Raw genomic sequence first — 23,279 nt, forward strand, 5'->3', positions numbered from 1 at the left:
TAGACCTCGTTCAGCTTGTAAATTGTTGATAAATTGATCCTAGATCTAATTTATAGTCGCCCGCAGCCAGTAAGTTAGTTATGCCTCGACCGTTGCAGGTTCGAGCAACTTGATATTTGAGAAATTAAATTCTGTCGTGGTGCGTTCTCCATTCTCATACGAATGAATAACTTGCTTTGTCATCACATAGTAGTCACCTACTTTTTCGTAAGTATCTTCAAACTTTAAAACTCGAATGACATCGTTCGTTTGTGGATTGCGGAATACAGCATCGTAGCGCGATGCAACGTAACCATTTTCCGTATCTAAACTTTCATGCGTATCAATGACAAACGCCATACGACCCATAACGCGGCTAACTTGACAAATTTCTGTACCGCGAATTTTGTAGTTAGAACCCATTGAATCACCCTTCACGAGGATCTCAACCGCGCCGGAAGCATCGGTTTCACCTAAATTAAACTCGTGCTTACTATGCGATTGCGCAAAACTAGAGCGCTTGCGGTGCGTCACAATATCGCGCAGTTGCGTGTAAACACTCTCTTGCACTTCTTCGTTGTCAATACCAGTGACTTCCACACTCCAATCGCGATTAATGCGTATATGCCCTGTATAGACTTCAGAACCTTGCTTCAACTCGACATCAGCACTATAGCCAGGAAAGTTTTCATCCCAGGTATAGCGATTCTCGTAAGCAGTTTTAAAGAGTTCAGTCGCGCTCAATTGTTGTGTCATGTAATCATTCTGATTTCAACGTTACTATTATCTCTTGCTGAAGGGGTGAGGGGCGAGGCGCGAGGAGTGAGGGATAGATTACTGATTATTTTGGAAGCAATAACAGTTAACAATCTACGTTATTCCCTAGTTGCTGGAGCGTCTGATGTCGCTTGTGATGGACTTGATTGCTGTAGTCTTAGGGCATCTTGTGCCGAAACGCCTTCGCTTGCGGTACCAATGTACCAGAGTGCGGCTGCGGCTTCTGCGCGAGTTACTGTTTTCTTGGGTTGAAACAGCGTTGTATAGCCAAAAACGCGACGAATGTTTGCGCGATCGCTATTTTGGAAATCTGCTAAAACGGCTTGTAACGCCCTCGGTTCAATTTTTGCCGCATCTTGAAAACCCCAAGTTTGTTGTACTGCGTCTACGGAAGCATTCGGGAGTGATGAGCGAGTATCGATGGGGACTTTCCAAAGAATCATTTGTTCGCGCGTTAGCGGTGCATCAGGGCGAAATAACACGGTTGTCGAACTTCCTGACAAGGGACTAGGAATTAATCCCGCTTCGGCTAAACCTTGAATGACTGCAAAATCTGGATCGGAAGCTGGGACATCCTGAAAAGCTGGTTGCGTCGAGGCGGATGCTTCGCGAATTTGTTTTGCAGGGTTATCGGTATAAAATCGATTGTTAGCAGCAACTAGCCAACGCGCGTACTCGCGCCGCGTGATGGTTTTATTCGGCTCAAATTGATTCGTTGCTGAATTACTCTTCGATGTTGCTTGCAATGGTAATACACCTAATGCGCTCAAGTCTTGAAGATACTGGCGCAGTTCTTGCGGTACTTGGCTAATATCATTGAAAGCTTGTTCAGCTGTTGATTGTGTAACGCTATTTGCCGTTTGTGCGGTTTGATCGGCTTGCTGTGGTAGCACAGGTCCAATAAACTCAGGATCGCCTGGTTGCGGTACATTGGCTAGATCAGAAGCATCTGGTGATGGGCTAGTTGTGGCAGTGGTATCGCGAGTGTATTGTAGCGTGAATTCTGTATTCCCCGCTCCGTTTGCCTGCGCAATACTGTTTTGATTCGTAATTACGGAAAATGTTAAGGTTACTCGCAACCCATTGCGCTGTGCTTCTAATGTTCCCTGTTGTTCATTCGGCTGACGCAACTCCCAATTGTTGGCTTGAAATTGGTTTTGATAAAAGCTTTGAACGACGTTTATCGGATCAGGAGTTACCCAGCGCGTTTCTGACGCTGTGACTTGCTGCAACTGCGCGTTAGGATAGCGCGGAATTTCTGAAGGGAAGTCTGCTGGTAACTGAACGCTGGTATTCAAAGCAGTTTCATTACTGTTATTATTACCAGTACCAAAGGCGATCGCTGGGTTGTCCTGGAGCCTGGGATCTGCTGCAAACATTTGCTCTAGGTTTCTGCCAGATTGATTGCTCGCACAGGCACCCACAGATGCCAGTAACACAGCTATACTAGCTATTTTAAAAAAGCATCTTGAGGTCAACACAGTCTTTTAAAGAAGATACCGTCATTTCTTACGCTAACGTAATTTTGCAAGAGTCGCTGCGACTGTTTACGGCAGTTGGCTCTTAGTTAACAATTGTTGTGTATAATTCTTTACTAAATATAGAAAATCGTAATGGAAGTGAAGATGAGAGATGAAATATATGTGACTGATAATGTTAGTATGCAAAATGCAAAATAAATATTAAATTTAAGAATAAGACAACTGGCAAGCTTAACCTGTTTCCCGTGCTGCAACAAAATTTCATGCAGGTTTTTCCTCAAAAGCTTAGTGACTCTCACGCTCCACTTCAACTATTGCTGTTTGTTGATGAACGTTCCGGTTCTCAGCAACAGATTCAGCAGATTTATCACTATCTCAAAGAGTTACAAGAGGAGTATGCCTTTGAACTCCAGAGTATTGATGTTGGCGAACAGCCATATTTTGCAGAACACTTTAAATTAGTTGCCACTCCAGCGCTTATTAAAATTTATCCAGAACCACGCCAAACATTAGCGGGAAGTAATTTAATTGCTCAGTTACAATCATGGTGGCCGCGCTGGCAACAAGCGGTAGCAGAAAAACTTCAGTCCCAAAACGCTAAGCCAGAAATTGTAAAATCGTCACAAAACGGAATGCGTTCGATTGCTGATTCGGCTGAAGTCATTTTAATGGCAGACGAAATTTTTAGTCTCAAACGCGAGCAAGAAAAGCTCTTAGAACAGCTACAGTTTAAAGATCAAGTGATTGCCATGCTGGCGCATGATTTGCGCAATCCTTTAACCGCAGTCTCAATCGCGCTAGAAACGTTAGAAGCAGGTTTAACACGCGAAGCGCAAACGCCACTTTCACCAAGCCTTGTTGCGCAGTTGTTTAGGCAAGCACGAACGCAAGCGCGGTCGATTGATAAGATGATTGCTGGGCTATTACAAGTAGCGCGAGGAACCGCCGCCGAATTAGATATTCAACCACAAAAATTAGAGCTAGAAAAACTGTGTCATGATGTCCTTTCGCAGTTGAGCGATCGCGCGAATGCGAAAAGTTTGAAAATCGAAACTGATATTCCCCGCGATTTACCACGAACTTATGCGGATCAAGAAAAAGTCCGTCAGGTACTGATTAACCTGGTTGACAATGCAATTAAATACACGCCCTCCAATGGCACAATTCGCGTATTGGCGCTACACCGCACGACGCAAAAAATTCAATTAAGTGTTTGCGATACAGGTCCAGGTATTCCTGAAGAAAACCGCGATCGCATTTTTGAAGACCGTTTTCGTCTAGAAAGAGACAAAGCAAAGGATGGTTACGGTATTGGTCTATGTTTGTGTCAGCGAATAATTCGCGCACATTATGGGCAAATCTGGGTTGATTGTCCTCCCATAGGCGGTTCTTGTTTTCACTTTACTTTGCCGGTTTATCCGAATTGAGATGCCTTCCGACTGAAGTCGGGCTACATAAACAAAGTGCGCCTTTGCGCACTCAAGAGTCAGAATTTTAAGGGATTATACTATGTTCTACCATGACCCACGTAGGTGGACTTTGTTTGTCTAGCGGCGAATTCATGCGCCGATTATTTTATTATTGTGTACGATCAAATTAAGAATGACAAACACCTAGTTTCTACTTGCAGCATACTGTTTAATTGCAGCAATAATTTGAGTGTTAGCTGTAGGAAAAGAATATTGCTCGATTTCATCCAAACTCACCCACCGCACTTCATCACATTCAATAGGTTTTGGCTCGCCAGCAAGATAGCGGCAGAAATGTACAGTCAATGTGACTTGTAAATGTGGATAAGTGTAGTCAATTGTCATCAAATGCTTGCCAACCGCAATATCAATTCCTAATTCTTCTTTGATTTCTCTTTTAATACACGCTTCTAAGGTTTCTCCTGGCTCAATTTTGCCCCCAGGAAATTCCCACAACCCGCCTAAACTTCCTTCTGGACGACGGCGATCTATCAAGATTTGTTCGCGGTCATTCCAAATCACACCGACACCGATAATCTTATGCGGAATCGTCACCCAGAAACCTCACACACACTTGTAGACTAGCTTGTAAATTACAATATCAGAGGTTAGAGATTAGGAAGATACTGCCTCCAAGTTATGTAACTCGGTTAAACGATTTCGCTCACCGAGTTCTCTGATACTGACCTTTTAAGATCTAACGTACATTACAGGCGCTGAAGTTACTCATGTGCAGAGTGACTAACTTCAGCCGCTTGCAGGGACTTTTCAAAAAGCATTCTTTGTTCGGCGTTGCGTAAGAAATAGCCGCTAATCATTGCCGAGGCTAGCAATCTTCCCAGGTTCTCGCGAGTGGTTGTAATGCTGACGTTAAAGTGTTCTGGAGGCAGATTACCTAATAGCCCAATTATGTTACGCTCCATGATTTGAAACACTTCGCCAGATGTGGGCTTAGATAGTTGGTTAACGGTTTCTGGACTTAGCTCTTGAACGTATTGCCACAGCAAGTTACCGTTTTCGGACTCGCCATCAAAGAATCCTGAGACTTGGTTAGATACGTCGCTCACTTTGTACCTCCGGTTTAGCAATAGCTTCTTGCTCTTATTCAAGAGCAGTTCACTTTGCTGTTAACAATTTGCCTAACTGTTGTCTTCTGCAAACTAATGTAACAAGCTACGTAGATTCTAGTTGTTGGTGAAACCGAACAGGATGTTGACGGATTCTCTCACCCTGAGAAGACAAGGGTAGGCGGGTAGAGGGAAAACGTCTTTTCCGCACTTCTACTGCTTCACTAGCCACTCACCACTCGTTCCTTTCTAACTTGCTAAATATTGATCCATATCAGCTTTGCGCTTACGAAGTTTTGTGAGGGCTTCGCGTTCTATTTGGCGGACACGTTCGCGACTAATATTAAGGCGATCGCCAATTTTTGCGAGTGTCATCGACTGTCCATCGACTAAACCAAATCGAAGTGATAAAACCTCGCGTTGCTGGGGTGTTAGATCCGCCATCATGCGCTCAATGTCAGTAGACATACACGATTGCAGCACAAAATCATCAGGAGAAACACCCGTATCTTCTAAGAGTTCTCCGAGTTCTGTATCGTGGTTATCTCCTACGCGTAGGTCTAAAGATAATGGTAGGCGCGCGCGTTCTAAATATTCTCTGACTTGCTTGGGAGACAATTCTAGTTCGGCTGCTAATTCAGAAACTGTCGCCGCACGTCCTAATTGTTGCGATAGCTGTCGTTGGGCTTTTTTGATTTTATTCAGCTTTTCGGTGATGTGAATTGGTAAGCGAATCGTACGACCTTTTTCGGCGATCGCGCGTGTTATCGCTTGGCGAATCCACCAGTATGCATACGTTGAAAAGCGATACCCTTTTGTGGGGTCAAACTTTTCTACACCACGCTGCATTCCGATCGTGCCTTCTTGAATCAAGTCTAATAAATCTACGTTCCGCTTAATATATTTTTTTGCTACCGACACAACCAATCGGAGATTTGCCTCTACCATTTTACGTTTGGCAATTTCTCCGAGCGCGATCGCTTTACTGAGTTCAGCAGACTCGAGTCCCGCAGATGCCGCCCACTCCTCTAGTGTTGGTTCTCGATTTAACTGCGCACTGAGCGACTCTTTAATTTCTTGTAAGGCAGTTGAGCGCTGCACTTGTTTGCCATACAATATTTCTTGCTCGTGCGTTAAAAGTGGTACACGACCAATTTCTCGCAAGTAAGTCCGCACAAGGTCTGTGGCTGTCTGAGCAGTCTTCATGGCACTACGCTGGTAAATTGATAATCAAAAGGTTGGCGAGATGGTGCGAGCATTGACTGGCAACTTTTATGCAAAGTCACACTCAACAAAAACTAGAAGCTTGTTGACTATGAACGATTTTGTGTTTGACTCAGAAATTTAACCTAAATTTAAAGTTGAAGGCGATAACTTCAGACAAAGTAGTTAAAACCTCTTGTCTTGTCATCACTTCATTAAATCTGAACGCTCCTATGTTAACTATTGTAACCTTTATTAGTCCAGTGCTGCTAATTTCAGTATTTAAACTTTCAGGGTAACTGCGCTTCTCACGCTGCTTTGGGACTCCTCACCGTTCTTGTTGCTGAACCGCTCTATGATAAAGTTGGTCTGATTTTTCACTACAGCGTAACGACTAATTGATTTGACAATTGCATCTTGGAAAACAAAATGCTGTTAATTTCGAGCTAATTTTTTACAAGTTGTACTTAGAATGTTTATTTTAATGCAGGAATCTGTTTTTCTACCGTAATTTTGTTTTCTACACATTTCTTTACATTTCTCTGATTGAAAATGAGAGCCAAGGTTTTCAGATAAGCTTAATTACTTGATGGTTGTCATAGGTAGCTCAACGTTTAAATACTTTTACAAATGTCAAGTACCAGGTCACTAAAATACTGGATATTAAATGATACAGCAATATCCCTAGATAAGTCATAGAGTTTCTAAACTTTTTAGATTTTCAGAAGTGGCGTTTCGCTGCGAAACACCACTTTTAGCACTAACTACTACAGATGCTTACTTGTTAGCACCAATGTAGTCTTGGATTGCTTTTACCTCTAGCGAAGTTGCTTGTAAAGAACGAATAGCAGCAGCTGTCGCTTTCGCACCAGCGATCGTGGTGATAATTGGAATTTTGTAACCGAGTGCGGTGCGACGAATCAAACGCGCATCCGTTTGGGCTTCTTCACCAGAGGGAGTATTGATGATCAGTTGAATTTGTTGGTTTTTAATTGCGTCCAAAACATTTGGACGTCCCTCATGAAGTTTGAGAATTAACTCAACGTCTAAACCATGTTCTTTAAGAACCCGCCGCGTACCGTCAGTTGCAACAACTTTAAAGCCCAACTCGATAAAATCTTTGACAACTGGAACAACGAGTGATTTATCGCGATCGCTCATCGAAACGAACACCGTACCTTGACGCGGTAGTGTCTCCCCAGCGCCTAACTCGGCTTTAGCAAATGCTTTGCCAAAATCGCTATCAATGCCCATTACTTCACCCGTCGAGCGCATTTCTGGTCCTAGAATTGTATCTGTACCAGGAAACTTATTAAATGGCAGTACGGCTTCTTTGACGGCGATGTGATTTGGTAAGGGTTCCTGGGTAAAGTTGAGCGATTCTAACGTTTCACCCGACATAATCAATGATGCCATTTTTGCCAGCGGGATACCTGTTGTTTTGGACACAAAAGGTACTGTCCGCGAAGCACGGGGATTCGCTTCTAAGATGTAAACTTGAGGATTGTAGCTGTGCGCGCCAACAACGGCGAATTGAATATTCATTAATCCGACGACTTGGAGTCGTTGCGCGAGTTGTACAGTCCAAGTGCGGATTTTATTTAATACTGAAGACGGTAGCGAGATGGCAGGTAATGAACACGCCGAATCGCCAGAGTGAATTCCGGCTTGTTCGATGTGTTCCATAATTCCGCCGATGACGACTTTACCTGTGGTGTCGGCGATCGCATCGACATCGACTTCAATCGCATTTTCTAAAAACTTATCGATTAAAATCGGGTGATCTGGCTCGACTTGTACTGCAAATGTCATGTAGCGTTCGAGATCCGCATCCGAGTAAACAATTTCCATCGCCCGTCCGCCTAAGACATAACTCGGACGCACAACAACTGGATACCCAATGCGACTCGCGATTACCAGTGCATCTTGATAACTCCGTGCAATTCCATTCGGCGGTTGCGCAATATCTAACTCGTGTAATATCTTCTCAAATCGCTCGCGGTCTTCAGCCGTATCAATCGAATCAGGAGAAGTTCCCCAAATTTTGGTAATTGGTAACTGGTGATTGGTAATTGGTGATTGGTTGTCTGTTGCTCCTATTACTGATGACCCATTACCAACTTTGCTTAAATACTCTTGCAGGGGTACTGCTAATTTGAGTGGTGTTTGTCCGCCAAATTGAATGATGATTCCTACTGGCTGTTCTGCCTCAATAATGTTTAAAACATCTTCTTTGGTGAGCGGTTCAAAGTAAAGGCGATCGCTCGTATCATAGTCTGTCGAGACGGTTTCAGGGTTCGAGTTGACCATAATTGTTTCAAACCCTGCGGCTTTAAGCGCATAGCTTGCGTGACAACAGCAATAATCAAACTCAATACCTTGTCCGATCCGGTTAGGACCACCACCGAGAATCATGACTTTTTGTTTATCCGACGGTTGCACTTCGGATTCTTCTTCGTAGGTGGAATAGTGGTAAGGAGTATACGCCTCAAATTCGGCGGCGCAGGTGTCTACTGTTTTGTAAACGGGAATCACACCGAGTTGTTTGCGATACGCGCGTACCGCGTCTTCGGTTGTTTTCGTTGCAAACGCGATTTGGCGATCGCTAAATCCTTGACGTTTTACTGCATAGAATTGCTCTTTTGTCAACTTCTCCAACGGCGTCCGCTTGAGGAATTTCTCGGTTTCGAGCAACTGTTGCATTTTATCTAAAAACCAAGGATCGATACCCGTCAGTTCGTAAATATCCTCAGTACTTAGCCCTAACTGCATTGCGTGACGCACCGCAAAGATGCGTTCAGGATTTGGTGTTCGCAGTTGCGCGCGAATTTGTTCGCCACTAGGAAGTTTTTCAGCGCGATCGCATCCCCAGCCTGCGCGTCCGGTTTCGAGCGATCGCAGTGCTTTTTGGAACGATTCTTGAAACGTCCGTCCAATTGCCATTGCTTCCCCAACTGACTTCATTTGTGTTGTCAGTACAGGTTCAGAACCAGGGAATTTTTCAAACGCAAACCGAGGAATTTTTGTGACGACATAATCAATTGTTGGTTCAAACGACGCGGGAGTTTTCTTCGTGATGTCGTTTTTGATTTCGTCTAGCGTGTAACCAACGGCTAGCTTGGCGGCGAATTTAGCGATCGGGAAACCTGTAGCTTTAGACGCCAAAGCTGAACTGCGCGAAACGCGGGGATTCATTTCAATCACGATCACATCGCCATCAACCGGATTCACCGCGAATTGAATATTAGAACCACCCGTTTCTACACCAATTTCGCGAATAATCCGAATCGAAGCATCGCGGAGGCGCTGGTATTCTTTATCAGTCAAAGTTTGGGCAGGCGCAACCGTAATCGAATCGCCGGTGTGAATTCCCATCGGGTCGAGGTTTTCAATCGAGCAGATAATCACAACATTATCCGCCAAGTCGCGCATCACTTCGAGTTCGTATTCTTTCCAGCCGAGGAGTGACTGTTCGATTAAAATTTGGGAAACTGGACTTGCGTCAATTCCCCCTTGTGCCATCGTTTCAAATTCTTCTTGGTTGTAAGCAATACCACCACCAGTACCACCCATCGTAAACGCAGGGCGAATAATCAGGGGGTAGCTACCAATTTGTTTAGCGATCGCTCTTGCTTCATCGACTGTAGAAGCGATACCAGAAGGACACACGCCCACTCCGATTTTCTCCATCGCTTCTTTAAAGAGTTGGCGATCTTCTGCTTTTTCAATTGCAGGTAGCTTCGCACCGATTAACTCAACGCCGTATTTTTCTAAAACTCCATTCTTGGATAAAGCTACAGCAATATTCAGCGCAGTTTGTCCGCCCATTGTTGGTAGCAAAGCTTCAGGGCGTTCTTTAGCAATAATTTTCTCGACAATTTCCGGTGTCAGCGGTTCAATATACGTTCTATCTGCTGTTTCCGGATCGGTCATAATCGTCGCCGGATTCGAGTTCACCAGCACCACCTGATATCCTTCTTCGCGGAGTGCTTTACAGGCTTGCGTACCGGAGTAATCAAACTCGCAAGCTTGTCCAATCACAATTGGACCGGAACCAAGCAATAGAATTTTTTGGATATCGTCACGGCGGGGCATAGTCTTTCTACCTAGAGAAGGAAATTTTGAATCCTGATTATTTTAAGCGGCATTGCCCCTATTAATTGTGGTTTATTTAGCAAGTTTTCTAAGATTTGATGACTTAGTGAGAGGGAGGCGGGTTGTTAGGTATGAGGGAAAAATAGCAATTAAATCTCTACAACTCCCACACTCCTACACTCCTACACTCCCACACTCCTACTAGTTACTATTACCGTTACCCATAAATCCCAATGTGAGACTGTCATGGGCAAGGAAGTGTGCTAAGTGATATGCTCTTTCTTCTGTTTCTAGCAAGATCTTTTCGTATAAATGACGCGTAGCGCGATCGCCTAAACTTTCGGCTTGGGCTGCTTGGCGACGAATCAAGCTGATAATTGCTTGTTCCGCAGCGAGGTCATGTTCGACCATTTGGCGACAGGAAAACACGCCATCGGGTTCTTGTTCAAAGCAGCAGAGTTCTGCCAACTTGCTAAATGTTGCAGCGGGGACACCGCCAATACCATCCAAACGTTCGCCAACGTCATGGACGTGTTCTTGTACTTCGTCGTAGCTTTCGTTGAAGAATTGATGTAGTTGGTAAAATTCTGCGCCTTCAACGACAAAATGATGTTTTTGATATTGAATGTACAAAGCCTGGAAGCTAGCTAAGGCGGCGTTCAAGCCCTCGCAAATTGGCTCTGTTACTGAGCGATCTAGCAGAACGGGGTTGTCGTAGACCTGCCCAAAGTTACGTAATACGGTTCGAGTTTCAGCCATATGTTTCCTCTCTTTTTGAGCATTGTATTGCAGGAACACGCCTGCTCAACGTAGCATCCAGTACCATTCTAGTTTGCTGTAACCCCTACGATCGTTGCGATCGCTTTACTTTAGCGTTTACAAAGTCTTCACATACCACCCGATTTGCTTTTTTTTCGCAAATGTTTTGAGAATTATTCGCAGTTAATGTATTCTAGATTTAAAGTTAAATTTTCCTGCGTTTCAGCACAAAGGAAATCGGCTGCAATCGGTTGGGTTCACTTAACGGAGCTTTATGGAGGAAGTTGTCTTGACATCGGGGGCTAGTTTGAATGTCGGCGAGACAGTGGAAGTAAACGGTATAGATAGATGGCAAATTTACCAACGACTACAAGAGCTTGCAATTCCTTGTTGGTGTGTCACAAATCAACCATTACGAGTTCGCGTTGTTGATGTCACTACCGCAATTCAACTTTGGAGTGTATCAAGACAATTCAAAATGTCCCGTCATGATTTAGTCTGCTGGTTAGAGCGCTGCTGGGAACAGGATTTTTAAGACAATTTAAATATAAGGTAAATAGACATGGGTAAATTCAAAAGCAAAAAAGTATCAGATTTTACGTTAGAAGGGCGCTTTTTGAATTTTATTTTAGAAGATGGCTACAAGCTTAAATATCTACGTATAGCTAGTGCAGATGGTGAATACTGGATTAAACCTTGCAAAGAGCTACGACAGCAAGAGTTGCAATTAATACCAGGCGATTGGGTACAAGTACTAGGCGAACGCAAGCTCGACTTAAAAACGGGCAAACTCAAACTTAAAGCTGCACAAGTTACGCGCACAACGCCTCACGCGCCAGAGAATGTGACTTCAAAAGTAGCACCAAGTAAAAAGAAAGCAAGTATCTTGGTTTGTCAAAAGTCTAGCTGTATGAAGCGGGGCGGAACAGCAGTTTGTCAAGCATTACAAGCAACTTTAAGCGATCGCGGTTTAGAAGAAGAAGTCGCTATCAAAGGCACAGGCTGTCTCAAGCAATGCAAAGCTGGTCCCAATATAGTTATGCCCGATAAAACCCGTTACAGCCGCATTCAAGCCGCAGAAATTCCCCAAGTTATTGACAAACACTTTGCAACTGTGAGCGATGCTCCAAAAGCAGAGCCAGAAACAGTTTCAGTAAATGCAACAGAAGTTTTAGTCTCTACCAATTGAGAAAGTATCACAAGTAATTGAGAACAGAATAATTCAAATAAATTTTCAGTTTAATTTCATCTTTAATTTTGTGTGGGTGACGCGATCGCTGGTCATCCGCAATATTATCGTGCTTCATCAGGCTTAGCTTCTTAGGCTGCAACCGTGCGATCGCAGCGTTATGAAAGCGATCGTCTAACACCGCATGAATAGCAAATTGCCGAATTGGTTGCTTTGGGGCGAACCAATGTAGAGATTGGTAAGGTGAAAATTCCGTTAAGCAAGCTTTAAAGCGAACATTTCGTAAGCTTGAAGTTTCGTCGCGCGCAGATAGTTGCACAGGTTTTTGCGAAAAATAGCAGAGGTCACAGATCAGTTGACAGTGAAGAGAGTGTGGGAAGGCTTTGTCAACTATCAACTTAGCGTGTTCGATCGACTGCTATAAATCAATGATGCAGGATTAAATTTTACAAAGTAGTCCACGAAGGTGGACTTTGTTATCAAGCAGCGAATTGATTCGTACTCGCTTACCAACCGACAACAAGTATCCAAATCATTGCGGTTAATGCGATCGCGCCTAAATGTTGCGGTAATAAAAGACGTAACGGCTGACGAGTAATTTTATGCGTCAAGAATATCGTTAACAGTACAGAAAAAATTAAAGTGACACCTTGTAAAAAAGCCGTGACAGCAGGATGTGCTATCACAATCGGCATTCCTTGACCGCTATAGCCAAAAGTTGCTAACGTTACTGGAACAATTCTGCCAGCCTCTCCCAAACCTAAACGCAAGTAGTGTGCCAAATTTCCGCCTAATACAAGCGGTAAATAACCGTAAGCTATTTCTAGAAACGGTTTAGGCTTAGGAACAGAAGCTTTTTTGATAGAATTGCTGAACAAGTAGAATAGCTGCATGACACCGTATACGAACAGCGCAACACTTGCCGGAATTACTAAGGCAACTAACGACACTCCCAAATGTGGTAAAAACTGCGTTAAATCTAAATGCCAACCTAGAGTCGCTTGCAACTCTGGTAAACGATGCAAAAAGACTCCACCAAATAGCAAAAACAACAACGCCACTTCATAAGAACGGGGTACGTGCGTTGTCCATAATTCAATTCCAGGGGGACGCAAGTTGACTTCAACTGAACGATGCGGACAAGCTTTCAAACACGTCATGCACAAAACACAATCGCGGTTATCTTCAAGCTGTGCAGGGTGCGAGTACAAAGGACATCCATCCGTTTCCATCCCTTCACCCTTTTGCGGACCACCTTTGTAACATTGATACGTCGTACATTCTGCCGAACAAGTTCCCTGTTGCGCGCGCAATTCAATCATCGATAATTTCGCAAATAGCCCATTCATGCCGCCAATAGGACAGAGGTAGCGACACCAAAATCGGCGCTCAAAAATTGCCGAGAAAATCATCGCCCCAGCGGTAATTAATAACAGCAAGCAACTAGAAAGATAAGCCGTATCTTCTAAATTCCAAAGTTCTTCCCACAAGAAAATTAAGGTAAATAAGCCAAATAAAAACCATCCACCCCATTTTTCAGCTTGATGTCGCGGCCAAGACTTTAATTGTCGCGGAAATAGCCACAGAGAAAGCTTTTGTGTCACTTCTCCGTAAATCATAAACGGACAAAATGCACACCAAATTCGTCCGAGAAACGGAAATCCGAGTAAAATTAAAGGCCACCACCACGCCCAAAACATATTTAAGGCAAAGTTCTCGCTACGATGTTGCGGACCTACAAACAGGACAACAACAACAACAGCAAAAAACCACAAAGTGAAGCCATAATTAATTCGGTCTGGATACCAAGGACTGCGCAAAAATCGCCGCAATCCAGGATACATATTAAGTAGATTGACGCGGAATTGTTTTTTCTTCGTTTGGGCTGACCAAAAGATTTCTTCAGTAAGTTCTAATCCTCCTGCGGATTGAACAATAGCTCTTTCTACAAGGCTTTGCAGTTCTCGCAAATTACCAGGAAAATCGTAGGATTGTAGACGACGCAATGCTTCTGGAGTAATTTTTGGTTTGGCAATGCCCTGGCTGCGACTGTAGAGACTAATGTAATACTCAGCTTGGGCTTTAATATCAGCTTTGCGTACGCGTAGCGGAGGAACTTTGATAATTTGACCAGCACAGCGCTCAATTGTAGACTGAGTTCTTTCAGAAATCATCAAAATACGAGCGCGAGAAATTCGAGGTGTAGGAGTTGGTTCTCCTGGACGACTTACTGGAGTGTACGTACCCGTTTTAAGTAACTGTACTAATGCGGGAACTAATTCCGCAGGAAGATCTTGAATATTGTTGAGAACAAGCGTGCCATCTCCTAACCATTCGAGCAATCCGACCTTACCACTCGCGCGACCAAACAAATCTGCACCGCTCGATTGCAGAATACTACAGTTAAGTTTGATAATAGGTTGGCGGCGCTGCGGAGAACCGAAGTGAATCAAAGCCGCAATATTGTCTTTCTCTAATCCTGGTTCGCCAAAAATCAACACTGAATCGCGCTTCATACTAGCTTCGCGGATTGCTGCACGCAATCGGACTGCATAACGACTTGTCCCCACAATTCCGCGTTGAGCTTTAGTTACTAAGTAGGGGCGTAGCGCTTGAGAACGTTCTTGTTCGTAAGAGAGTGCTGAGGTAAGTTGTGCGACTTCTTGAATGAGTTGACGCGAGAAAACCTGTGCGATTTCAGGGTGTTGCGTCACAATTTGTTTGAATTGCGCTGCTGGAATCACCCAAAACTGACTTTCACCAAGCGTTTTAATCGTCCGCTGTGCAGGTTGGTCTAACAAAAGTTCCTGGAGATGAACAACAGTTCCAGGAAGAAAACTACACGCTGCTGCTATGCTGTTTTGATGAGTTCGATAACTTTCTAGTTTGCCCTGTTTAAGAATATAAAGTGCTTCTGGAGGCGTATCTTCTGTAACGAGAAGATAATTTTCTGGCAAGGTTTTTTCTTCAAGAACTTGCGCGATCGCTTCTAATACTTCACCCGAAAGAATTCCTAAAGCCGTTCGTTCTTGTAACCATATCACAGTGTTTGGAGATGTCATGAGCGCTTCTCCGATAATGCGGCTTGCCTATGTATTATGAACTAACTACAGGCGATCGCGCCGTCAAACATTACGCATTCCAAATGTACATCAAGCTCAACGAGAAACTACTAGCGTCGTTGTGTTATCGAGCAAAATAGTTTGCAGTGACAAGAACAATATGAAACAGCATATGAGCAATCATTGCCGCTTCCAGACCTTGATGCCAGTAGAGATAGCCCGCTATTAAACCAAAAACTGAATTACCGACAATTATATAAGCAATCACTAAAGTAGTCACTTGTGTTCCTAGTGCAAAGACAAGCGGTAAATGACCTAAGCCAAATAGGAAAGCGGAAAGAGCGATCGCTGCTACAAAGTAAAATGTCGATGGTTCACCTTGCCCTTTTGCAAAAATGCGCCAACCTATCCATACAAAAAGCGTCATCATTCCCCATCTCAGTAATAACTCTTCGGTAATACCGCCATATAGAATGCGAGTTAAAAAAGAGGTATTGTTTGAGAACGCTTCACCTTTGAGAACAAAATCTAAGGGTAAAAAAGGTTTGGCAAAGAACTCGATAGTAATCAGTACGATACTCCCTAGCAAACCACCAATAATTCCTGGAATCACTTGAGGCTGAATAGCCCTGCGAAGCGAGGTTCCATAGGCTACTGCTTCGGCTAAAGGTGCTGACAATCGAACCTTATGAGCGAGAGCAACACCAATCGATACGGCGATAGCTAAAAGAATAGTTGGCTGAATCAAGGAAAGTAATTTGATACCCCAAAGAGGCAATTGCAGTTCTTCATCTTCAGGAATGGGTAAGTTCATCCCCAAAATAGAAATAACACCTGTCATACCTGTTAGCCATAAAATTGCAAACAGCTTCATTGACATTGTATTTTTACCGAATTACAGCCCAATTTTACGTTAAAAGCCAGTGCATTAATTTCATAGCTATGACGACAGCAGATATACCCAATCTTTGGGTTCCTTTATTCCTCCTAAGTTTAATCGTCGGTGCAGCAATTTTCTTTAGCCGAGTTAAGTAAAAGACAGAACCACCACAGCCGCATACTCAAGCTAACTGTGGCAGAGTCAAGAATTACGATCGCACCTTAGCCGTCACCTCAGCCACACGACGCCCTAATGCTTTGCAAATTTCCAAGTCTTCTGATGTTGGTTGCAACTCGCCTTGTCCGCCTGCTATTGTTGTCGCCCCATAGGGTGTACCGCCACGCGCTTCTGTGTGAATCATTCCTGGTATAGAGTAAGGCACGCCGACAATAAGCATACCTAAGTGTAATAGCGGAACCATCATTGTTAGTAGCGTTGTTTCTTGTCCGCCGTGAGTCGAAGCTGTAGAGGTAAATACAGCGGCTGGTTTACCTTCCATTTCACCCTTAAGCCATAGCTGTGCGGTTGAATCGATTAGCTGCTTCATTTGCGCACACATATTACCGTATCGAGTCGGAGAACCCAAAATCACAGCGTCAGCTTCGCGCAAATCATCAACAGTGCAAATGGGTATATCTTTTTGCTGTTCGCGTACTTGGCTGGCAAACTCGTTTTGATCGATAATTTTGTCAACTTCAGGAAACTCTTGTACGCGGCGTAGCATCACTTCGGCTTGCGCAATTTGACTTGCACCTTCTGCGACAGCTTTTGCCATCTGCAATGTGTGACCATACATCGAGTAATAGACAACTAAAATTTTCATTTTTACCTCTTGAATAAATACTGCAAAACCGCCTAGCGACTAAAGTCGCGCCTCAAAAACTAAGTCCACCTGCGTGGACTAACGAAACAACAAGGGTTGTTAAAAACCTATTCGGTTTCGTCTGTTTAGCTGCGGTTTCAATCGCTAAGCGTATGCAAAAAATTTCTTGGTTACGCCAAGTCGAATAGCAAAATTTCTGCACCGCTATCTGTGTTGATTTTGAGTAACTCAGCTTCATTGATAGCGACACCATCACCTGCTTGCAAGGCGTGTCCGTTAAGATTTACAGCACCTCTTGCTACTTGTAACCAGCCGTAGCGGTTGGGTTGCAATTGATAAGATAGGCGATCGCCTGCTTGCAGTACTGAACTGTACAAATCGACATCTTGGTGAATCTTAACGGCATCATCGCGCGCGTCACTTGATGCAATTAGTCGCAGTTGTGATTGTCTCTCGGCTAGGGGAAACATCCGCTGTTCGTAACTTGGTTCTAATCCTTGCTGATTCGGTAAAATCCAAATTTGCAGCAGATGAACTGAGTCGGTTTTTGAAGGATTAAATTCACTATGAACAATTCCTGTTCCCGCACTCATCCGCTGGACTTCGCCTGGTGTAACGATTGCACCGTTACCTAAGCTATCTTTATGTTCGAGTGCGCCTTCGAGTACATAAGTAATAATTTCCATGTCACGATGACCGTGTGCGCCAAATCCTCTTCCTGGATGAACGCGGTCTTCATTGATGACACGCAAAGCCCGAAATCCCATGTGGTCGGGATCGTAGTAATTCGCAAAGGAAAATGTGTGGTAGGTGTCTAGCCAACCATGATTTGCATGACCGCGATCGCTTGCTGGACGTAATGTAATCATCACTTCCTCCTTAGTTTTAAATTAAATCGTTTAATGTTAAAGTAATTGTGCAAAAAAACAGCACCAACAATTATTCTTTTTTACCCAACCGCCGACATAAACGACCAAGTTCTTCTTGTTCAGAGGTACTCAATATAGCCATTTCCGTCACCACAGCCGCGACATGAGTTGGAAAGATGCGACTGATTAACTGTTTTCCCGTTTCGGTCAAGTTGACTCGAATACAACGGCGATCGTCAGGTTCGCGTTCGCGTTTCACTAACTCTCGCTTCTCCAAATTATCAATGACCAAAGTGATATTACCACCACTTTTCAGAAGTTTTGCGGCGAGGTCGCGTTGATACATCGAACCCAGGTGGTACAGCGCCTCTAGGACACCAAATTGTGTAATCGTCAAGTTTGTTTCATCCAAATGACGATGAATCCGAGATGATATTGAATCTGCGGCACGTACCAACTTAATATACGTGTCTAATGCTCTTACCTCTTCTTCTGTACCATGATGTCGCGTTCCCATTTATAGTTTAACATTAAATAATTTAATATTAAAATATCATGCTTGTCTTTTTCTTGTCAACTACTTCAATTTCACTAGCTTGGCGAATAAATTCGCTGCTAGACAAACCCTGTCCACCTTCGTGGACTTACTACTAAAAGCTAACCGTCTTGACTGCTGGCTTGTTGTAGAAGTTCTTGGGTACTTTTTGCCCACTGCGAATTGCCTTGAGATGCGTACAAGGTTTTGGCAGATTGCAAGACTATTTGTGCGTTTTGATGTTGCCCTAGATGCATATAGGCTAGTCCTGCGGCATAGTACGCATTTGCATAGTTTCTGTTTGCTAAAGCAGTCTGACGAAAGGCTTCTAGTGCCGATTGGAAATTGCCTTGCCCAAATAGAATCGCGCCTATATTGTAATGAGCTTCAGCATAGTTTGGTTTAAGTTTAATGGCTTCGCGAAAGGCGGCGATCGCTTGGTCAACTTGATTTTGTTGAAGATAGACGACACCTAAATGATAAGTAATTTCTGGGAGGTTTGGGCTGTATTTAAGTGCTGTATTGTACGCTGCGATCGCACCTTGCCAATCTTGTTGTTGCTCTTTGACTAAACCTAGGTTGTAGTGTGCTAGTCCTAAATTTGGTTCCAGTTTTATTGCGTTTTGTAAAAATTCTTGTGCTTGTTGGGCGTTGTTTCCTTCTAATAGAACTGCTCCTAAGTTAGCATAAGCTAAGGCAAACTTTGGTTCAACTTGAATTGCGCGATAAAATGCATCTGCGGCGGGTTGGAGTTGTCCAGTTTCACGCAAGGCAAGTCCTAAATTGTAGTGTGCTGGGGCTAATTTAGGATCGAGCTTAGTTGCTGTTTCAAACGCGGCGATCGCCTCTTTGAGTTTGTTTTGCTGTATTAATTTTAGTCCCTGGTTGACCCAATCTGTAGCAGTTTGGGAACTTGCTTGTGCTAAAGAAGAAGTCGTTAAGCCTGCTTTGGCAAAAGCCATTACGGAGAGTATGGATATTAAGAATACGACTAATTTTTTTGAAATGAGTTCAAATAATCTAAATTCTGACATTCCTTTATAAAAATTCAAAATCTTGGATAAAAGTTTGTTTAGCTTAACTATTATTAAGCTAAATCTTACAAGAGACTACGATTTTTGTTGCTCTGATTAAAGATAGGTAATAGTAAGATTAAATAACAGATAATTTCCTACAGCATCATTATCGCTTCTCGAATCAAAAGATGCAGTGCTTTCATGAGCAAAGCTCAGGAGGATTTTATGAACGAAAAAGGAAAAATGGGCTTGCACAATGTTGCCATTGTCGGCCCATATTTAAGTGGTAAAACGACGTTACTAGAAAGTTTGCTTTTTGTAACTGGGGCAATCTCCCGCAAGGGTAGTATCCGCGACGGTAATACGGTAGGAGATAGCGCCACCGAAGCCCGCGATCGCCACATGAGTGTAGAAGTTAATGCCGCCAGTACAGAGTATAACGGAGTCCGCTTTAACTTTATCGACTGTCCTGGCTCGGTAGAATTTGCCCAAGAAACTTATAACGCGCTGATGGGAGTTGATGCAGCGATTGTTGTTTGCGAACCAACAAACGATAATTCTAACGAATCAAAGCAACGCCTGCTGACACTCGCACCAATATTTAAATTCTTAGACGACTGGGAAATTCCTCACCTAATCTTCGTTAATAAAATGGACAAAGGCAGTAGCAACTTTATGGAGATGTTGCACGCCTTAAAATCAATCTCTAGCCGTCCGATTGTTCCCCATCAATATCCGATCGCACAAGGCGAACAAATTACCGGATTTATTGACTTAGTAAGCGAGCAAGCTTATCAGTATCATGCAGGTGCAGCTTGCGATCCAATTCCGTTTCCTGAAGCGTTTAAGGAACAGGAACAAGCAGCACGTACGGAAATGTTGGAAGAACTCGCCAACTTTGACGATCGCTTGTTAGAAGAACTGCTAGAAGAAATTAACCCACCGCAAGAAGAAATTGTACAAGATCTCCAACTCGAATTAGGTGCAGATTTAGTAGTTCCCGTATTTTTTGGAGTTGCTGAACAAGATTTTGGCGTGCGATCGCTCCTCAAAGCACTTCTACGCGAAGCACCAACACCAGAAACAACCGCAGAACGTCGCGGCGTTGTTTTACACAGCGAAGCACCATTAGCGCAGGTTCTCAAAACTTACTACACTCCCCAAGGTGGCAAAATATCGTTAGTACGAGTTTGGCAAGGTAAGTTAACGGACGGTATTGTTCTCAATGGAGTGCGTGCAGGTGGTATTTATCGCTTGATGGGACAACAAACAACTTCACTCACTGAGGCGCAAGCAGGCGACATCGTAGCACTCTCGCGCTTAGAAGGAATTCACACAGGAGATACGCTGTCATCGAATAGCGAACTTGCTTCAGAATTACCGAAAGCTGAACATTTAGACCCAGTATATGCTTTGGCAATTACGCCTGAAAAACGCAATGATGAGGTCAAACTCAGTGGAGCGCTCAGTAAACTTTTAGAAGAAGATCCTGCACTTTATTGGGAACAACATGGCGACACGCACGAAGTGATTTTGTGGGGTCAAGGTGAAATTCACCTGCAAGTTGCTTTAGATCGATTGCGGCGGAAATATAATTTGCCAATGACGACACATCTGCCACAAGTACCCTACAAAGAGACTATTCGTAAACCAATTGCTTCGGTACACGGGCGTTATAAGCACCAGAGTGGCGGTCACGGTCAGTTTGGCGACGTATATTTAGAGATCAAACCGTTACCACGCGGCGAAGGCTTTGATTTCAAGGAAACGATTGTTGGTGGAGTCGTACCAAAGCAGTATATTCCAGGCGTGGAAACAGGAGTTCGCGAATATCTCGCACACGGACCTTTAGGCTTCCCGATTGTGGATGTTGCGGTTACACTCACAAACGGTTCTTACCATAGTGTAGATAGTTCTGAACAAGCCTTTAAGCAAGCTGCGCGAATTGCGATGCAAACCGGAATACCGCAAGGCGAACCTACACTACTCGAACCGATTGTATCAATTGAAGTAACAACACCAAATGAATTTACATCTAAGGTGTTGCAACTTGTCAGCGGACGCCGAGGACAAATTTTAGGTTACGAAGGGAGAAGTGATTGGCACGGTTGGGATAATGTGACTGCGTACTTGCCACAAGCCGAAATGCACAACTTTATTATTGAGTTGCGATCGCTAACTTTAGGCGTTGGTTCGTTCCACTGGCAATATCATCATCTTCAAGAAGTTCCCGAAAAGCTAGCTGAGCGAGTTTGCTCAACTACTAATGGCAATGGTAACGGCAACAACAACGGCAATAATCATCGTTGAAGAAGAGATTAGAGGTCAAGGGTCAAAAGTTAGAGTCTTTTGAAACTGCATGATTGGGAAGGTTGATTTGCCTTCCCTTTACATTAATTTGACGTTATTTCGATTTTGTAAAGTCCACGCAGGTGGACTTCGTTTACTAGCTGCGAATTCCTTCGCCGTGCTATCAATCATATTTATTTAAGCAAACGACTGATCCTGAGTATGAGTAACCATCCCCAAGCCTGGTATATCATTAAACGTCCCACAGGTCACTGCGAAGTTGTACCGAGCGATCGCACTGATGACAAACTACACGTATCAGCTAAAGACCGTTGGGGACCTTTTTCTTCGCAAGAAGAAGCCTTCGCACGGCGGATAGGTTTAATTCGGGCTGGTAAATGCCAACCTATGTAAACCAAGTACAGACGATCAACCCTCTACTGCGGCGTGACTCCTGCTTGATTACCACGCTTCGCCGCAATTTCTTTTTGCAATACATTTAAGGCAGTAGAGTATTGCGGATCGGCAGGTGTACCAATTTTTTCGCGGTCTTGAACGAGCGATTCTTTTTGTTGATCGGTAAGTTCGACTACCACATCAGGACTGATTCCCGATTTATTGATATCGCGACCGTTAGGGGTAAAGTATTTAGCAATTGTCACAGCCAAACCTGACCCATCACCTAACCCGCGTACCGACTGCACTAAGCCTTTACCAAAGGTTTTTGTTCCGACAACGACAGCGCGTTTGTTATCTTGTAAAGCACCTGCCAGAATTTCACTCGCACTCGCTGAACCACCATCAACCAGAACTACAACAGGTTTATCTGTCAAGGCGCGGTGGCTAGATTTTTCAATGTCTCTTTTTCCTTGGCGATCAACTGTCGAGACAATCGTGCCATCTTGCAACCACATTTGTGCAATTTCTACGCTGGAAAACAGCAAACCACCTGGATTAGAACGTAGATCAAGAATATATCCTTGAACTTGCTTGTTCTCTAAATCTCGAATTGCATTGCGCATTTCTGCTGCGGCATTCGCACTAAACTGAGTTAAACGAATGTAGCCCACATTTCCGATTGGAGACGTTTCCTGACTGTAGCGGACGGGGTGCAATTCAATTCGCGCCCGTGTAATTTGAAACTCTCGCTGCTGGTTTTCTCGCTGAATCGTCAACCGTACTTGAGTGCCTGGCTTGCCCTTAATCATGGATACTGCTTGATTGATATCCATGCCTTCCGTACTTTGACCGTCGATTTGGAGAATAATATCTTTAGCAAGAATGCCAGCCCGTGCGGCTGGAGTGTCTTCAATGGGAGCAATCACAGTCAATTTATTCGTTTTCTCGTCCTGGGCGATTTGAATTCCAATACCCGTCAGTTCTCCAGAAGTTTCAACTTGCATATTTTTGAACTCATCTGGGTCCATAAAGCGAGTGTAGGGGTCATCTAGCTTTTTGAGCATCTCGCGAATGGCTTTGTAGGCATCTTCTTTGCTGCTGTAAGACCGGTTGAGATACTCGCGGCGCACAGCTTGCCAATTCGCTTGGTTAAATGTGCCGTCTACATATTGACGGTCAATAATCTGCCAGACTTCATCTACTAATTCCTTGGGACTTTCTTGAAAAAAAGCCTGACCTCGCGAGTGAATCCCCGCACCAGCGATCGCAACTGTTGTCAGCATTGCTGCTGTTGCACCCAGAACAAGCCCACGTTTTGAAATGACCATAATGACTGCAAAAGTCGGAGGGAAAATGCAATTCAAGTATGCTCAATGTAACACACGAT

General features: G+C 43.9%; 20 protein-coding genes. 5 read left to right on the forward strand and 15 right to left on the reverse strand.

Features of this window, described 5'->3' with window-relative positions:
- Positions 1-78 precede the first annotated feature (78 nt).
- Both GLO7428_RS22785 and GLO7428_RS22790 read right to left on the reverse strand, forming a co-directional pair.
- Entirely contained in the window at positions 79-735 is a 657-nt protein-coding gene (locus GLO7428_RS22785; RefSeq protein WP_015190948.1) for a DUF3386 domain-containing protein, read from the reverse strand.
- A gap of 119 nt (positions 736-854) precedes the next feature.
- Positions 855-2,195, reverse strand: a complete 1,341-nt coding sequence (locus tag GLO7428_RS22790; protein ID WP_369792511.1) for an S-layer homology domain-containing protein — start codon at positions 2,193-2,195, stop codon at positions 855-857.
- A gap of 305 nt (positions 2,196-2,500) precedes the next feature.
- Here GLO7428_RS22790 and GLO7428_RS22795 point away from each other — a divergent pair, with 305 nt between their 5' ends.
- Complete coding sequence (locus tag GLO7428_RS22795) at positions 2,501-3,664, forward strand: histidine kinase (protein WP_015190950.1); 1,164 nt, start codon at positions 2,501-2,503, stop codon at positions 3,662-3,664.
- Positions 3,665-3,850: 186 nt separating this feature from the next.
- Here GLO7428_RS22795 and mutT read toward each other — a convergent pair whose 3' ends face one another.
- The 5 genes from mutT to GLO7428_RS22820 form a co-directional block, all read right to left on the reverse strand.
- Positions 3,851-4,261: an 8-oxo-dGTP diphosphatase MutT gene (gene mutT / locus GLO7428_RS22800; RefSeq protein WP_015190951.1), complete on the reverse strand. Its 411-nt coding sequence runs from the start codon at positions 4,259-4,261 to the stop codon at positions 3,851-3,853.
- Positions 4,262-4,428: 167 nt separating this feature from the next.
- The gene (locus tag GLO7428_RS22805; protein WP_015190952.1) at positions 4,429-4,773 is read right to left on the reverse strand and encodes a DUF760 domain-containing protein; all 345 of its coding nucleotides are present in this window, start codon (positions 4,771-4,773) and stop codon (positions 4,429-4,431) included.
- Positions 4,774-5,022: 249 nt separating this feature from the next.
- On the reverse strand, positions 5,023-5,979 hold the full coding sequence (locus GLO7428_RS22810) for an RNA polymerase sigma factor, RpoD/SigA family (RefSeq protein WP_015190953.1): 957 nt from the start codon (positions 5,977-5,979) through the stop codon (positions 5,023-5,025).
- A 774-nt stretch (positions 5,980-6,753) separates the two neighbouring features.
- Entirely contained in the window at positions 6,754-10,071 is a 3,318-nt protein-coding gene (carB, locus tag GLO7428_RS22815; protein WP_015190954.1) for a carbamoyl-phosphate synthase large subunit, read from the reverse strand.
- Positions 10,072-10,272: 201 nt separating this feature from the next.
- Positions 10,273-10,830, reverse strand: coding sequence for a Dps family protein (locus tag GLO7428_RS22820; protein WP_015190955.1), 558 nt, complete (start codon positions 10,828-10,830; stop codon positions 10,273-10,275).
- Between the two features lie 274 nt (positions 10,831-11,104).
- Between GLO7428_RS22820 and GLO7428_RS22825 the strand changes: the two genes are divergently transcribed.
- Together GLO7428_RS22825 and GLO7428_RS22830 are read left to right on the forward strand one after the other, a co-directional pair.
- Positions 11,105-11,365, forward strand: a complete 261-nt coding sequence (locus GLO7428_RS22825) for an Asr1405/Asl0597 family protein (RefSeq protein ID WP_015190956.1) — start codon at positions 11,105-11,107, stop codon at positions 11,363-11,365.
- Between the two features lie 27 nt (positions 11,366-11,392).
- Positions 11,393-12,019, forward strand: a complete 627-nt coding sequence (locus GLO7428_RS22830; protein ID WP_015190957.1) for a ferredoxin — start codon at positions 11,393-11,395, stop codon at positions 12,017-12,019.
- Positions 12,020-12,026: 7 nt separating this feature from the next.
- Here GLO7428_RS22830 and GLO7428_RS28060 read toward each other — a convergent pair whose 3' ends face one another.
- The 7 genes from GLO7428_RS28060 to GLO7428_RS22865 all read right to left on the reverse strand — a co-directional run bounded on the left by GLO7428_RS28060 (position 12,027) and on the right by GLO7428_RS22865 (position 19,150).
- Entirely contained in the window at positions 12,027-12,338 is a 312-nt protein-coding gene (locus GLO7428_RS28060) for a hypothetical protein (RefSeq protein WP_041918736.1), read from the reverse strand.
- A 187-nt stretch (positions 12,339-12,525) separates the two neighbouring features.
- Positions 12,526-15,081, reverse strand: a complete 2,556-nt coding sequence (locus GLO7428_RS22840; RefSeq protein ID WP_015190958.1) for a sigma 54-interacting transcriptional regulator — start codon at positions 15,079-15,081, stop codon at positions 12,526-12,528.
- A gap of 124 nt (positions 15,082-15,205) precedes the next feature.
- Entirely contained in the window at positions 15,206-15,922 is a 717-nt protein-coding gene (locus tag GLO7428_RS22845) for a CPBP family intramembrane glutamic endopeptidase (protein ID WP_196797417.1), read from the reverse strand.
- A gap of 247 nt (positions 15,923-16,169) precedes the next feature.
- On the reverse strand, positions 16,170-16,784 hold the full coding sequence (wrbA, locus tag GLO7428_RS22850) for an NAD(P)H:quinone oxidoreductase (protein WP_015190960.1): 615 nt from the start codon (positions 16,782-16,784) through the stop codon (positions 16,170-16,172).
- A 170-nt stretch (positions 16,785-16,954) separates the two neighbouring features.
- On the reverse strand, positions 16,955-17,653 hold the full coding sequence (locus GLO7428_RS22855; protein WP_015190961.1) for a pirin family protein: 699 nt from the start codon (positions 17,651-17,653) through the stop codon (positions 16,955-16,957).
- A gap of 70 nt (positions 17,654-17,723) precedes the next feature.
- A complete protein-coding gene (locus GLO7428_RS22860) occupies positions 17,724-18,170 on the reverse strand; it encodes a MarR family winged helix-turn-helix transcriptional regulator (RefSeq protein ID WP_015190962.1) in 447 nt (148 codons plus the stop codon).
- A 140-nt stretch (positions 18,171-18,310) separates the two neighbouring features.
- Positions 18,311-19,150: a lipopolysaccharide assembly protein LapB gene (locus tag GLO7428_RS22865; protein ID WP_015190963.1), complete on the reverse strand. Its 840-nt coding sequence runs from the start codon at positions 19,148-19,150 to the stop codon at positions 18,311-18,313.
- A gap of 279 nt (positions 19,151-19,429) precedes the next feature.
- Between GLO7428_RS22865 and GLO7428_RS22870 the strand changes: the two genes are divergently transcribed.
- Both GLO7428_RS22870 and GLO7428_RS22875 read left to right on the forward strand, forming a co-directional pair.
- The gene (locus GLO7428_RS22870; RefSeq protein WP_015190964.1) at positions 19,430-21,514 is read left to right on the forward strand and encodes an elongation factor G; all 2,085 of its coding nucleotides are present in this window, start codon (positions 19,430-19,432) and stop codon (positions 21,512-21,514) included.
- A gap of 201 nt (positions 21,515-21,715) precedes the next feature.
- Positions 21,716-21,907, forward strand: a complete 192-nt coding sequence (locus tag GLO7428_RS22875) for a hypothetical protein (RefSeq protein ID WP_015190965.1) — start codon at positions 21,716-21,718, stop codon at positions 21,905-21,907.
- A gap of 23 nt (positions 21,908-21,930) precedes the next feature.
- On the opposite strand, the gene ctpC is transcribed toward GLO7428_RS22875, so the two are convergent.
- Positions 21,931-23,220: a carboxyl-terminal processing protease CtpC gene (gene ctpC / locus GLO7428_RS22880; protein WP_015190966.1), complete on the reverse strand. Its 1,290-nt coding sequence runs from the start codon at positions 23,218-23,220 to the stop codon at positions 21,931-21,933.
- Positions 23,221-23,279 lie beyond the last annotated feature (59 nt).

The sequence above is a fragment of the Gloeocapsa sp. PCC 7428 genome (assembly GCF_000317555.1).
GTDB lineage: Bacteria > Cyanobacteriota > Cyanobacteriia > Cyanobacteriales > Chroococcidiopsidaceae > Chroogloeocystis.

What these genes read in the sequence shown, in the direction of transcription:
- wrbA (WP_015190960.1), bottom strand. Translation starts at nt 16,784, where the DNA reads ATGAAAATTTTAGTTGTCTATTACTCGATGTATGGTCACACATTGCAG.
- GLO7428_RS22825 (WP_015190956.1), top strand. Translation starts at nt 11,105, where the DNA reads ATGGAGGAAGTTGTCTTGACATCGGGGGCTAGTTTGAATGTCGGCGAG.
- GLO7428_RS22860 (WP_015190962.1), bottom strand. Translation starts at nt 18,170, where the DNA reads ATGGGAACGCGACATCATGGTACAGAAGAAGAGGTAAGAGCATTAGAC.
- ctpC (WP_015190966.1), bottom strand. Translation starts at nt 23,220, where the DNA reads ATGGTCATTTCAAAACGTGGGCTTGTTCTGGGTGCAACAGCAGCAATG.
- GLO7428_RS22785 (WP_015190948.1), bottom strand. Translation starts at nt 735, where the DNA reads ATGACACAACAATTGAGCGCGACTGAACTCTTTAAAACTGCTTACGAG.
- GLO7428_RS22820 (WP_015190955.1), bottom strand. Translation starts at nt 10,830, where the DNA reads ATGGCTGAAACTCGAACCGTATTACGTAACTTTGGGCAGGTCTACGAC.
- GLO7428_RS22870 (WP_015190964.1), top strand. Translation starts at nt 19,430, where the DNA reads ATGAACGAAAAAGGAAAAATGGGCTTGCACAATGTTGCCATTGTCGGC.
- GLO7428_RS22865 (WP_015190963.1), bottom strand. Translation starts at nt 19,150, where the DNA reads ATGGCTTTTGCCAAAGCAGGCTTAACGACTTCTTCTTTAGCACAAGCA.
- GLO7428_RS22875 (WP_015190965.1), top strand. Translation starts at nt 21,716, where the DNA reads ATGAGTAACCATCCCCAAGCCTGGTATATCATTAAACGTCCCACAGGT.
- GLO7428_RS22855 (WP_015190961.1), bottom strand. Translation starts at nt 17,653, where the DNA reads ATGATTACATTACGTCCAGCAAGCGATCGCGGTCATGCAAATCATGGT.
- GLO7428_RS22840 (WP_015190958.1), bottom strand. Translation starts at nt 15,081, where the DNA reads ATGACATCTCCAAACACTGTGATATGGTTACAAGAACGAACGGCTTTA.
- GLO7428_RS22810 (WP_015190953.1), bottom strand. Translation starts at nt 5,979, where the DNA reads ATGAAGACTGCTCAGACAGCCACAGACCTTGTGCGGACTTACTTGCGA.
- GLO7428_RS22830 (WP_015190957.1), top strand. Translation starts at nt 11,393, where the DNA reads ATGGGTAAATTCAAAAGCAAAAAAGTATCAGATTTTACGTTAGAAGGG.
- carB (WP_015190954.1), bottom strand. Translation starts at nt 10,071, where the DNA reads ATGCCCCGCCGTGACGATATCCAAAAAATTCTATTGCTTGGTTCCGGT.
- GLO7428_RS22795 (WP_015190950.1), top strand. Translation starts at nt 2,501, where the DNA reads ATGCAGGTTTTTCCTCAAAAGCTTAGTGACTCTCACGCTCCACTTCAA.
- GLO7428_RS22845 (WP_196797417.1), bottom strand. Translation starts at nt 15,922, where the DNA reads ATGACAGGTGTTATTTCTATTTTGGGGATGAACTTACCCATTCCTGAA.